Annotated in this window: 11 protein-coding genes and 1 tRNA gene; 8 read left to right on the top strand and 4 right to left on the bottom strand. The window is 69.3% G+C overall.

Going from position 1 to position 12,361, the window contains the following annotated elements:
* The first annotated feature begins 83 nt into the window (after positions 1 to 83).
* The 5 genes from OG453_RS34310 to OG453_RS34330 all read left to right on the top strand — a co-directional run bounded on the left by OG453_RS34310 (position 84) and on the right by OG453_RS34330 (position 4,054).
* Positions 84 to 947, top strand: a complete 864-nt coding sequence (locus OG453_RS34310; RefSeq protein WP_266872456.1) for an ABC transporter permease — start codon at positions 84 to 86, stop codon at positions 945 to 947.
* A gap of 57 nt (positions 948 to 1,004) precedes the next feature.
* Positions 1,005 to 2,033: an ABC transporter substrate-binding protein gene (locus OG453_RS34315; RefSeq protein WP_266872457.1), complete on the top strand. Its 1,029-nt coding sequence runs from the start codon at positions 1,005 to 1,007 to the stop codon at positions 2,031 to 2,033.
* A gap of 38 nt (positions 2,034 to 2,071) precedes the next feature.
* Positions 2,072 to 2,890 (top strand): ABC transporter ATP-binding protein, encoded by an 819-nt coding sequence (locus OG453_RS34320; protein WP_266873233.1) that lies wholly within the window; start codon positions 2,072 to 2,074, stop codon positions 2,888 to 2,890.
* 61 nt (positions 2,891 to 2,951) lie between these two features.
* On the top strand, positions 2,952 to 3,515 hold the full coding sequence (locus OG453_RS34325; RefSeq protein WP_266872458.1) for a helix-turn-helix domain-containing protein: 564 nt from the start codon (positions 2,952 to 2,954) through the stop codon (positions 3,513 to 3,515).
* 20 nt (positions 3,516 to 3,535) lie between these two features.
* Complete coding sequence (locus OG453_RS34330; protein ID WP_266873234.1) at positions 3,536 to 4,054, top strand: N-acetyltransferase; 519 nt, start codon at positions 3,536 to 3,538, stop codon at positions 4,052 to 4,054.
* A gap of 65 nt (positions 4,055 to 4,119) precedes the next feature.
* Here the strand turns inward: OG453_RS34330 and OG453_RS34335 are convergent, their stop codons facing one another.
* Together OG453_RS34335 and OG453_RS34340 are read right to left on the bottom strand one after the other, a co-directional pair.
* Positions 4,120 to 4,989, bottom strand: coding sequence for a sugar phosphate isomerase/epimerase (locus OG453_RS34335; RefSeq protein ID WP_266872459.1), 870 nt, complete (start codon positions 4,987 to 4,989; stop codon positions 4,120 to 4,122).
* Between the two features lie 9 nt (positions 4,990 to 4,998).
* Positions 4,999 to 8,508 (bottom strand): ThuA domain-containing protein, encoded by a 3,510-nt coding sequence (locus OG453_RS34340; RefSeq protein ID WP_266872460.1) that lies wholly within the window; start codon positions 8,506 to 8,508, stop codon positions 4,999 to 5,001.
* 300 nt (positions 8,509 to 8,808) lie between these two features.
* Between OG453_RS34340 and OG453_RS34345 the strand changes: the two genes are divergently transcribed.
* Both OG453_RS34345 and OG453_RS34350 read left to right on the top strand, forming a co-directional pair.
* The gene (locus tag OG453_RS34345; RefSeq protein ID WP_266872461.1) at positions 8,809 to 9,777 is read left to right on the top strand and encodes an alpha/beta fold hydrolase; all 969 of its coding nucleotides are present in this window, start codon (positions 8,809 to 8,811) and stop codon (positions 9,775 to 9,777) included.
* A gap of 87 nt (positions 9,778 to 9,864) precedes the next feature.
* Positions 9,865 to 10,248: an MmcQ/YjbR family DNA-binding protein gene (locus OG453_RS34350; protein ID WP_266872462.1), complete on the top strand. Its 384-nt coding sequence runs from the start codon at positions 9,865 to 9,867 to the stop codon at positions 10,246 to 10,248.
* Positions 10,249 to 10,260: 12 nt separating this feature from the next.
* Here the strand turns inward: OG453_RS34350 and OG453_RS34355 are convergent, their stop codons facing one another.
* Complete coding sequence (locus tag OG453_RS34355) at positions 10,261 to 11,166, bottom strand: transketolase family protein (RefSeq protein WP_266872463.1); 906 nt, start codon at positions 11,164 to 11,166, stop codon at positions 10,261 to 10,263.
* 105 nt (positions 11,167 to 11,271) lie between these two features.
* Entirely contained in the window at positions 11,272 to 12,000 is a 729-nt protein-coding gene (locus tag OG453_RS34360; protein ID WP_266872464.1) for a transketolase, read from the bottom strand.
* 131 nt (positions 12,001 to 12,131) lie between these two features.
* On the opposite strand from OG453_RS34360, the gene OG453_RS34365 reads away from it, so the two are divergent.
* Positions 12,132 to 12,205: transfer RNA gene (locus OG453_RS34365), tRNA-Pro, on the top strand.
* Positions 12,206 to 12,361 lie beyond the last annotated feature (156 nt).

Raw genomic sequence — 12,361 nt, forward strand, 5'->3', positions numbered from 1 at the left:
CTGAAAGCGATTTCCGCACCACCGAGTACCACCGAAGCTCCGCAACTGCCTCCGAAGTTCGCTGTATGCCAGGGGAGTTCACCGTGAGCCAGAGCGCACTGCAGGCAACTCCCGCCAAGGCGGCGGGCGTTGCCGACCGCAGCCGCCCCACTCTGCGTCAACGTACGGTCGAAGCGGCCGAGAAGAGCTGGCGCCCGCTCGCCCTGCTGCTCGTCTGCTTCGTCGCGTGGTGGCTGATCGCCGCCACCGAGATGGTCGAGGCCTATCTCGTCCCCTCGCCCGGCGCGACCCTCGACGTGCTGCTCGACAAGTCCGACTACCTCTGGCAGCACAGCTGGGTCACCACCTACGAGACCCTGCTCGGCTTCGTCATCGCGGTGGGCGTCGGCATCCTCTCGGCGGTGCTGATGGTCTATTCGACGACCGTCGAGAAGACGCTCTATCCCATCCTCCTCTTCGCCCAGGTCGTGCCGAAGATCGCGATCGCGCCGCTGTTCGTCGTCTGGCTCGGCTTCGGCATCGCTCCCAAGATCCTGATCGCCGTGCTCATCGCCTTCTTCCCCGTCGTCATCTCGATGGTGACCGGGCTCAAGGCCGTCGATCCGGAGATGCTCCAGCTCTCCGCCACCATGGGGGCGCGCCCCTGGCAGACCTTCCTCAAGATCCGCTTCCCGGCGTCGCTGCCGTATCTGTTCTCGGGCCTGAAGGTCGCCGTCACGCTCGCGGTGACCGGCGCCGTCGTGGGCGAGTTCGTCGGTGCGAACGAAGGCCTCGGCTATGTGATCCTCCAGGCCAACGGCAACCTCGACACCCCGATGCTCTTCGCGGGGCTCCTCGTCATGTCGCTGATCGGTGTGGTCCTCTTCGTGCTCGTCGAGATCGCCGAGAAGCTGCTGCTCCCGTGGCACGCGAGCCGCAGGGACGTGGCCGCCACCACCTCGTACTGACGCCCGTCCACCGCCCCCCAGCCCGCCATGTCCCCCGTACGCGAGAAGGGCCGTCCCATGCACGCGCGCAGACTGCTCACCGGCCTCGTCCCCCTGGCTCTTGTCGCGGTGACCGCGACGGCCTGCGGTGGCGACGACGACAAGACGAGCACCAGCGACTCCGGCAAGGAGCTCGACAAGGTGACGCTGACGCTCAACTGGTATCCGTACGGCGAACACGCGCCGTTCTACTACGGAGCGAAGCAGAAGATCTTCGAGAAGCACGGCATCGACCTGGAGATCAGGGCGGGCCAGGGCTCGCAGAAGACCGTGCAGGCCACCGGCGCCGGACAGACCGACTTCGGCTGGGCGGACACACCCGCGGTGCTCGCCGGCGTCGACCAGGGCGTGAAGGTCAAGAGCCTGGGCGTCTTTCTGCAGACGACGCCCGCCTCCGTGCAGTCCTTCGCGGCGCAGGACATCAAGTCGCCCGCCGACCTCAAGGGCAAGACGATCGCGGGGACGGCCGGCGACGCGCTCACCAAGACCTTCCCGATCTTCCTGCAGAAGAACGGCATGGAGCTGTCCGACGTCAAGGTCCAGAACACCGACCCGGCGGGCAAGATCGCCGCGGTGATCTCCGGCAAGACGGACGCACTGCTCGGCTACGCGAGCGACCAAGGGCCCACCATGCAGAACAAGGCGAAGAAGGACGTCTCGTATCTGCGCTTCTCCGAGAACGGCCTGAACTTCTACTCCAACGGTCTCATCGCCGGGCCCAAGACCCTTCAGGGGAACGGCGATCTGGCCCAGCGCATGACCAAGGCCGTGAGCGAGTCGTGGGCGGCCGCCGAGAAGAACCCGGAGCCCGCGGTCGCCGCGATGGAGGGCGCGTCCGAGCAACTGCCCCCGGAATCCGTCCTTTCCGAGCAGTTCAAGACCACGCTGACGCTCCTGCACACCGACGCGACCCAGGGGAAGGCGCCGGGTGCCAACACCGAGGCGGACTGGCAGCAGACCATCGACGTCTTCGCGGAGGCCGGCATGGTCAAGAAGGCCAAGCCCGTCGCGGAGTACTGGGACGCGGCCAAGGGGATCAAGGGCTGAGGGGCGACAGGGGAATGGCGAAGGATACGACGCTCAAGATGATGGGTGACGAGGCGCGCGCGCCGGCGTCGGAGGCGGCGGGAGCGGCGCCCGCCGTGCGCCTGGCCGACGTCGCCGTCCGCTTCCGTACGAAGAAGAAGGACGTCACCGCGCTGCGCGAGGTCTCCCTCGACGTCGGTGCGGGCGAGTTCGTGGCGATCGTCGGTCCTTCGGGCTGCGGCAAGTCCACCCTCCTGAAGCTGGTCGCCGGACTGCTCGCGCCTTCCTCGGGGGATGTGCTCCTGGGCGGTGAACGGGTGCGCGGACCGCGGCGCGACATCGGTTACGTCTTCCAGCGCGCCGCCCTGCTCGACTGGCGCTCGGCCCGGCGCAACATCCTGCTCCAGGCGGAGATGCGCAGGATCCCCGGGGCGCAGGCACGCGCGCGTACCGACGATCTGATCCGGATGACCGGACTCGGCGGCTTCGAGGACGCCTATCCGCACGAGCTGTCCGGTGGCATGCAGCAGCGCGTCGCCCTCTGCCGGGCGCTGCTTCACGAGCCGCCGGTGCTCCTGATGGACGAGCCCTTCGGTGCGCTCGACGCGCTCACGCGCGAGCAGATGAACGTGGAGCTGAACCGGATCTGGCGCGAGACCGGCACCACGGTGCTCCTGGTGACCCACTCGATCGCGGAGGCCGTCTATCTCGCGGACCGCGTCGTCGTGATGAGCCCGCGCCCCGGGACGGTCACGGAGATCATCGACGTCGGTCTGCCACCCGAGCGTTCGTACGCGACGACGCTGGCGACGACCGAGTTCCGCGAGGCCACGGGGCGCATCCGCGATCTGCTGGGGGCGGCGTCCGCGCACGAGTGAGGCAGGGGCCACCGAGGGCGAGCATTGCAGCTCGTCTCATATTCGGGATAGCGTGCCGAATATGGAACAGGATGAGGTCGATGAACGGCTCGCCGCGCGCCTCTCCGAGCTGCGCGCCGAACGCGGCTGGTCGCTCGGCGATGTGGCGGACCGCAGCGGGGTGAGCCGCTCCACCCTGTCGCGGGCCGAGCGCGCGGAGATCAGCCCCACCGCGTCCCTCCTGAACCGGCTCTGCGCCGTCTACGAACGCACGATGTCGCAGCTCCTGAGCGAGGTGGAGGCCGAGCCCGCGCAGCTGGTGCGCGCCGCCGAGCAGAGCGTGTGGACGGACGGCGCATCCGGCTTCGTACGGCGTTCGGTGTCCCCGCCGCACACGGGCCTGCGCGGTGAACTCGTCGAGGGGCGCCTCGAACCGGGCGCGGACGTCGCCTACGACCGGCCTCCCGTGCCCGGCATGGAGCAGCACATCTGGGTGCTCGACGGGGTCCTTGAGATCACCGTCCAGGGCGAGGAGCACCACCTGGAGGCGGGTGACTGCTTGCGCTTCCGGCTCTGGGGGCCGACGCGGTTCCGCTGTCCGGGGCGGAAGGCCGTGCGGTACGCGCTGGTGGTGGTCGCGCGATGACGGCACCGACGCGCTCGGCCATGGCGTGCCTGTCGCGCCTGTCCGCCGATGAACTCCTCACTGCCGCTGACGAGTTGGCCGCCCTGCTCGCCGACGTCGTGGACGGCGGCTCCTCCCTCGGCTTCCTCGCGCCGCTCGACCGGAAGGACGCCGCGGACTGGTGGCGGGGCCTGGCTCCGGCGGTGGCGCGGGGACAGCTCGCGGTCTGGGCCGCGCGCGACGCGGAACGGATCACCGGGACGGTGAGCCTCGGCTTCACGGACAAGCCCAACGGCAGGCACCGCGCCGAGATCCTCAAACTGATGGTCCACCGCTCCGCACGCGGCCAGGGCCTGGCCCGCACGCTCCTGGCCGCCGCGGAACGCGCGGCGGCCGAGGCGGACGTGACCCTCCTGATCCTGGACACCGAGACGGGCAGCCCCGCCGAGTCCCTGTACCGGTCCGGGGGTTGGACGGCGGCCGGGGTGATCCCGGACTACGCGACGGATCCGGCCGGGGCGCTCCACCCGACGACTGTCTTCTTTAAGAAGCTTCATTGAGAAGCCTCTTTAAGAAGGTGGGCCGTTCGGGGGTGCCCCAGCCGGATCCGGCACGATCCGGCACATCAGTACCGCAGCGCCGCCAGATACCCGTAACTGTTGCGTGCCGTGGCGAACGGATCGGTCGGGCTGTCGTGCTCCACCAGCCACTGCCGGACGCCGCCCACCTGCGCGTTGTCGAACATCGCGGCGAAGTCCAGCGTCCCCGAACCGACATCGGCGAAGCCGCCGTCCGCCGCCATGTCCTTCACATGGAGCGCGGGGAAGCGACGAGGGTGACGTACGAAGTACTCCGCTGGATCCGCGCCTCCCTTGGTCGCCCAGTACACGTCCAACTCGAAGCCGACGAGCTCCGGGTCGGTCTCCGTCACGAGGATGTCGTACAGACTCGTGCCGTCGACCACCACATGGTCCGTGCCGTGGTTGTGGAACAGCAGCCGCCCCAGGCCCGCGTCGCGCGACGCCTGCCCGATCCGGTTGAACTCCCTTGCCGCTTCCCGGAATCCGTCCGGCGTGTGCAGCGCGCCGGGCAGGCTCGGCACCACGGGCCACTTCGCGCCGAGCGTGTGCAGATCCGCGAGCGCCTGGGACAGCCCGGCGCCCTTGAGCGTGTCGTAGGAGACATGCTCAAGGACCGCCCGCAGCTCCACCGCGTCGAGCATCCGCCGGATGTCGGCCGCGCCGTACCCGTGCCGGCCGCTCACGCCGACCGTCGCGTAGCCGATCTCCGCGAGCTGCTCCAGGGTGCCCGCGAAGTCCTGCGCGAGGGCGGTGCGCATCGTGTAGAGATGCATGCCGATGCCGCCTCGCGGGATGCGCCTGAGCCGGGACGTGTCATCGGCGCGCGCGGGCAGCGCGGTACCGACCGCTGCCGCGAGCCCCAGTGATGTACCGAGAAACGCTCTTCTGGTTCCGTTCAGACCTGAACTCCGCATGCCCACCCCTCACTTCACCGTGATCCGGACCGCGCCGGTCGTCGTGTCGCCCTTGTTGTCCGTGACGGTCAGATGCGCCGTGTACGTGCCCACGCGCGCGTACGTGTGCTCGGCGCTGCCGCTCTCGGTGCCGCCGGGCTTGGAGTTGTCGCCGAAGTCCCAGTGGTACGCGGCGGCCGTGCGTCCCTCGGGGAGCTTCACCTCGCTCGTGAGCTTGACGGCGAGGGGCGCAGTGCCGCTCGCCGGGGCGGCCTTGACCGTCACCTTCGCGCCGGTGTTCTTCTCGACTCCGGGGCCGTTGAAGTGCAGCCAGTCGAGCGCGAACAGGTCGGGCTTCTCCGCCGACCACTGGGGGTTGGTGAACACGGCGTACAGCTTCGTCGTGCCGTCGTGGTCGGCCAGTTCGGTGGTCGGCGACACGACATTGCCCCAGCCGCCCGTGTTCGGCACGCTCACCTTGCCGAGCAGCTCACCCGTGGGGGACCCGGCCCGGAACTCGATGTCGCCGCCGAGCCCGCCCGAAGCGGCTCCCACGGTCACGGAGTCGACGCCCTTGAGGTGCACCGGGTCGAAGGCGACCCAGTCGCCGTCCTCGATCTCGATGAGCCGCTTGCCGCCGGACGCGTCCGCGCGGTCACCGGTCACGGCTCCTTCGTGCGCGCCGCCGGTGCTCGTGCGGTGCTCCGCCTCGCGGAACGACGTCCGCAGCGTCAGCGAGCTGGACCCCGTCAGGGCGGGCACCCCGTCCGCTCCCTTGTCCTCGTACTGTGCGGTGATCCCGTAGTAGAGGTTCTGGCCGGGACCGTGGCTGTCCCCGGCGTCCGTCGCGATCTCGCCCGCGCAGCCGGTGTAGTTGTCCAGCGGATGCAGATGGGTGTCGTGCCCGAGCTGGGACTGGACGACGACCTTCTTGCAGTCGATCGGCCCGTCCTCCTTGTCAGTCACCTTGATCTTGAACGGGATCGTGTCGCCGAAGCTGAACGTCCCGCCGTTCGGGGGCTGTTGGATCGTCACCACGGGCCGGGTGTTCCCGACGGTGATCTCCTGCACGGCAAGACCGCTCAGATCGCCCGGACCCGTCACCTTCAGCCGGGCGCTGAACTGGCCCTTCTTGGTGTACGTGTACGTCGGTTCCGCCTCGGTCGAGTCGGTCGTGCCGTCCCCGTCGAAGTCCCAGGCGTACGTCACGGGCTTGCCGTCGGGCAGCCCCGAACCCTTGCTGGAGAACTTCACCGTCAGCGGGACCGTGCCGTTGTCCGGAGTGGCGCTCACGCGGGCGTCCGGGAGGCGTTTGCCGGCCACGTAGTCGATGCGGTAGATGCCCGCGCCCTCGTTGCTGCCGCCGCGACCGGTGCCGCTGCCGAGCCCGAAGTCGATGACGTACATCGCACCGTCAGGACCGAAGTCGGCGTCGAAGGGCTGGTTCCATTTCATGTCCGGGAAAATGGAGTTGATCGAGTTCAGATCGCCCGCCTTCGCGGGCTCGAAGCGCGGATCGGTGAACGTCTGGTCCTTCTCCTGCATCGAGAAGACCTTGAACCACTGCCGCGTCAGCTCGTAGTTGAACCACTTCCCCTCGAAGTACTCGGGGAACTTCGTCTTGTACGTGTTGTCCGCGTCGTAGTCATAGACGGGACCGCTCATCGGGCCGCCGCCACCCGTGCCGAGCTCGGGGAACTCCTTGGACGCCGAGTACGCGTACCAGACGTTCGCGGGCTGAGCCGGCGGCAGATCGCGCAGACCTGTGTTGTTCGGCGAATCGTTCACGAGCTTCGCGCAGTCGAATTTCGCGCCCGACGTCTTCGTCGCGAAGTCGTAGTCGTTGAACGGGGTGTTGTCGCCGACGCAGTACGGCCAGCCGTAATTGCCCGCCTTGGTGATGCGGTTGTACTCGACCGTCCCCTCGGGACCGCGGTCGGCGACGGCCGCCTTCGCGTCGGGCCCGTAGTCGGCCATCAGCAGGGCGCCGCTCAGCGGGTCCGTGGTGATGCGGAAGGGATTGCGCATGCCTATCGCGTAGACCTCGGGCCGCGTCTTGTCCGTGCCCGGCGCGAAGAGATTGCCTTCGGGGACGGAGTACGTCCCGTCGTCCTTCGGAGTGATCCGCAGAACCTTTCCGCGCAGGTCGTTCGTATTGCCAGAGGTGCCTTGCGCGTCCCAGGCGCGACGCCCTTCGCGCTCGTCGATCGGGCTGAATCCGTCCGACGCGAACGGATCGGTGTTGTCACCCGTCGCGATGTAGAGGTCGCCCTTCTTGTCGAAGGCGATGGAGCCCGCCATGTGCGAGTTCGCCCGGCCCTCGCCGCGCCAGGTGGGAATGGTCAACAGACGCTTCTCGGTGGCCGGATCGACCTTGCCGCCCGATTCGGTGAAACGGGACAGATTGATGCGTTTCTCGGTCTTGTCGGAGTTCAGGAGATAGAGCCAGTGGTTGCCCTTGAACTTCGGGTCGAGCGCGAGGCCGAGCAGCCCGTCCGACTGGCTCGTCATCTCGGGGGTGTAGTCGAAGTCGAGCGCCGTGGTGACCTTCAGCGTCTCCTGGTCGATGATCTTGAGCTTCCCGGTGCGCTGGGCGAAGAACACCCGGCGGTCGGGCGCGACGGCCAGCTCGAAGGGGTCCGCCAGATCGTTCGTGGCGAGCGGGGTGCGCTGGAAGGCGCCGGTCTTGGTGGCGGTGCAGTCGCCGGGCTTGTTGCCCGCGGCCCACTCGATGCCGCCGAGGATGTGCTGGAGGAAACCCTCTTCCTGGAAGGCCGACTTGGCGTGGCCGCCTGCCGTGTACCAGGAGCGGCCGCCGTCGTAGTTCTGGCACCAGGACCACGGCTGGTCGACGCCCTCGTCGAGGCCGGTGACGCCGTCGCGCACCTTGACCTGGGCGAGCGTGTGCACCTTGCCCGTCGGATTGGCGCGCCAGTTGTACCACTCCTCCGTGCGCTCCCAGAGCTCAGGGAGGCCCTTGGTGGAGGGGTGCGCGTGGTCGAGCACCTTGATCCGCCCGGTCTGTACTTCGGGGTGCTTGTCGAAGATCGCGCCGACCAGACCCTCGTACCAGCTCCAGTCGCGCTCACTGGCCGACGCCGCGTGAAGCCCGACCCAGCCGCCGCCCCCGCGGACGTACTTCTGGAAGGCCGCGCGCTGCTCGGCGTTCAGCAGATCGCCCTTCTCCGGGGTGGAGTTGGTGTTGTTGAAGACGATGGCCTGGAAGCGGGCGAGATTGGCGTCGGTGAAGGCCGCCGCGTCGTCGGTGGCCTCGACCTCGAAGCCGTTCTCGCTGCCGAGCTTCTTGATGGCTTCGATGCCCGCGGGGATCGAGTCATGGGGGAAGTTCGTGACCTTGGAGAAGACCAGGACACGGTAGGGGGCCGCCGCGGCCGCCGGCTCTCCTTGCGCAGCCGCGCGGGGCGGGGCGGTGAGGCCGAGACCGATGACGAGGGCTAGCAGGGCGACGATCGCGAGCAGGGGTCTGAGTGCGGTGGGACCCGTGCCCGTTCTCGGCACGGTGGGACTCGTGGAACTCATGGCGCTCCCTGGGCTGGGCGGGTGGACGGCTGCCGGTAGCCGGGTGTGCGGTGAGTGCGAGTTGCGTCGTACGGGGTGCGCGGAGCCCGAGGCGAGCTAGAAAGCGCTTTCTCCCGCGCACTGTTCAGCGTAGGAGCCGCTCTGACAGAGGGTCAATGGGTCGGAAGGGTCTGGCGTGGGGAGGGAGCCGCCGCGGGAGCCGGTGGCCGGGCACTGGTATGAGGCCCCCCGCGCGGGGGAGGGTTGACCACCAGGAAGCCACATCGCTCGCGTCACTCACGTCGTACAGGGAGTCGTCCCATGCCTGACCACGCCGGCACGCCCGCACCCGCCGCGTACACCGTCGGAGTCGTGAACGCGGCCGACGGCACACCGATCGCCACCTACACCTGGCTGCCGGAGGGCAGGCCGCGCGCCTTCGTGCAGATCGCGCACGGCGCGGGCGAACACGCCCTGCGCTACGACCGGTTCGCCCGCCATCTGACGGCGAACGGCTACGGAGTCATCGCCTCCGACCACCGCGGCCATGGCGCCACGGCCCAGTCGACCGGCGGCTACGGAGTGACGGGTTCAGGTCCCGCCGAGAGCGCCGACAGCTGGCGCGCCATCGTCGACGACCTCAAGGCGATCGGCGACCAGGTGCGCGCGCTGCACCCCGACACCCCGTTCTTCCTGCTCGGCCACAGCCTCGGCTCGCACCTTGCCAGGGACTACGCCCAGGAGTACGCCGACGGCCTCGCGGGCCTCATCCTCTCCGGAACCTTCCGCTCCCTGCCCGGAGTCGAGACCGAGGAGTCGATCGCCCGCCTGGAGCGCGAGATCGCCGACCACGGCCGGGCGGCGCTCTCCTCGTACATCCCCGAACTCTTCGCCTCCTTCAACGACCCGTACCCGCACCGCACCGGCTTCGAGTGGCTCTCGCGCGACGAGACCGAGGTCGATGTGTACGTCGCCGACGAGCGCTGCGGATTCCCGTTCTCCGCGGGGCTCTGCCTGGACTGGGTGCGCGCCGTGCGCAAGATCAACGACCCGCGGAACCTGGCCAGGATCCCGGCCGACCTGCCCGTCCACATCGCGGTCGGCACGGACGACCCCTGCAACCAGGGGATGACACTGGTCCATGAACTCCTGGAGGACTTCCGGTACGTGGGGATTGGCGACCTCACGTGGAAGGGGTACGAGGATGCCCGCCACGAGATCCTCAACGAGACGAACCGGGACGAGGTGCAGCAGGACCTGACGGCCTGGCTGGACAAGCGCGTGCTGTGAGGGGAGGGGCGGTCCGGCGCGTATCGGCGGCAGCCCTGAAGGCCCTTCGGAGGGCCGCTGTCAGTGGCGTTGGCTAACGTTCATGGCATGTCTCGAGCTCATGCCAAAGCCGCCCATGTCACGGGCGACGACGTACGCCGTATCGCCCTGGCCCTGCCGGATACGACGGAGAAGATCGCCTGGAGCATGCCCACCTTCCGGGTGGCCGGGAAGATGTTCGCCACGCTGCCCGAGGACGAGACGTCCATCGCCGTGCGCTGCCCGAAGGAGGAGCGGGACGAGCTGGTCCTCGCGGAGCCGGACAAGTTCTGGATCGCCGACCACGAGGCGATGTTCGCCTGGGTGCGCGCACGCCTCTCGGCGCTCGACACGGCCGAGCTGACCGACATCCTCGCCGACTCCTGGCGCCAGGCCGCCCCCACCCGACTCCTGGACGCCTACCCGGAGGTGGGAGTGCCGCCGACGGACTGACGCGGGATCGCCCTACGCGGCCCCCAGAAACCCGGTGATCCGCTCCCGCAGGGACCGCACGTCGAGGCCGTGCGCGGCCAGGTGCTCGTCGATCTGCCCGTAGCGGCGCAGCTCGGCCCGGCCGACGCCGAGCCCGAGGACCCGGTGCGGGAGGTCGGCCAGCGCGTCGTTCGCGGCGGCGGTGGAGGTTCCGGCCAGATAGGGCTCGACGATCACGACGTCGGCGGTATGCGCCGCCCCCACGGCCCGGCGCAGGGCCTCCGCGTCGAAGGGCCGCACCGTGGTCGCGTACAGCACGCCGACGTCGAGCCCCTCGGTCGCGGCGAGGACGTCGTCCAGCATCGGGCCGACGGCGATCACGACCCCGGCACGGCCCTCGCGCACGGTGCGGAAGCGTGCCCCGTCGACCGGCAGGGCCTGAGCGTTCGACTGCACCGAAAGACGGACGTAGACCTTGTCGTCGCCGGCGGCGACCGCGTGCCGCAGCAGGGTCTCCGCCTCATCCGGGTGCCCCGGCACATGCACGGTCCAGCCGTCCAGGGTGTCGAGCAGCGCCACGTCTCCCGGTGACATATGGGTGAAGCCGCCGGCGGGCCAGTCGAACGAGGCGGCCGCGCTGACCAGCACCCCGCCCACGCCCTGGTGCCCGAAGTCCAGCTTGAGCTGCTCGAACGGCCGCTCCACGAGAAAGCTCGCGAAGGTGTGCACGACGGGCCGCAGACCGGCGAGGGCGAGACCGGCCCCGGCGCCGACGAGCAGCTGCTCCCGTATCCCGACGTTGATCACCCGGTCCGGGTGCTTGCGCCGGGTGTCCTTGAACGCGTCCGCTCCGATCTCGGCGAGGACGACGGCGACGCGGGGGTCTTCGTCGAGCAGCCGCGAGACGACGGGGGCGAAGCGATCACGCATGGTGTCCATGACAGAGGTACCTCCGAGAAAAGCTGACGTGGGAGTGAGGGAGGGGAGGAGCGGCGCGGGTCCGTCGGCGGCGGTACGGCTAGGCCCTCGGGCCGCGGCCAGCCCTCAGGCGAGCTTGGGCTCGCTCACCGGGCCTTTCGGCTCGACCCGCGCCACGACCACGCGCGGCCGCCCCGGATGCGGCGCGGTGAACGCCGCGTACAGCGCGTCGTGATCGCGGCCGTCGACGGTCTCGGCCGACCACCCGGCGGCCTCGAAGCGCGCGGCGATGCCGCCGGGCCGGGCATGTCGTGCGGAGGCGTTGTCGATCACGACGGTGTGCAGCCGTTCGAGGCCGGAAGGACCCGCGAAGGCGATGGCCTCGTGATTGCTGCCCTCGTCGAGCTCCGCGTCCCCCACGAGCACCCACACCCGCGGCTCGGCGAGCCCGCGCGCCCCGAGCCCCAGCGCCGTGCCCACCGCGAGCGGAAGACCGTGCCCGAGCGATCCGCTCCCGATCTCGACCCCCGGCACGAGCACCCGGTCCGGGTGGTGCCCCAGCGGAGAGTCGTACGCCCCGAAGCCCTCGAGCCAGTCGACCGGTACGAAGCCCTTGGCGGCGAGGACGGCGTAGTACGCCATGGGCCCGTGCCCCTTGGAGAGCAGGAACCGGTCGCGCTCCGGGTCGTCCGCGCGCTCCGGTGTGACCCTGAGCACCCTGTCGTAGAGCACCCAGAGGGCGTCGAGGGTCGACGTAGCGGCCGGCCCATGCTTCTCGTCCCCCGTCATCCGCCCCATGAGTCCCGGAAGATCTGCGTATCCGTACGCGTGTAGGCGTTCCGTTGTCGTCGTCATGCCACCGAGCGTGCAACCTCAAGCTCGCTTGAGGTCAACAGGGCGGGAAAGGCGTGAGCGATCACCGGCCGGAGTGCGGTATTGTTTCGGTGCGCGTTCAGCCAGGGGGAAACCCCAGGTCACACGGGCAACGGGACGTGGCGCAGCTTGGTAGCGCACTTGACTGGGGGTCAAGGGGTCGCAGGTTCAAATCCTGTCGTCCCGACGGAAACGTCGCAGGTAGGGGTCACCTTAGGGTGGCCCCTACTTCGTGTTTGGGAGCAATTCTCGGAGCGGGGAGCTGCTCCCTGTGCTCCCTGGGAGCGGGAGTCTGGGAGCGACGTCAACTGGGGGTCGACGGGTGGTCACCCGGCCGCCTTCT

The organism is Streptomyces sp. NBC_01381 (genome assembly GCF_026340305.1).
GTDB lineage: Bacteria > Actinomycetota > Actinomycetes > Streptomycetales > Streptomycetaceae > Streptomyces.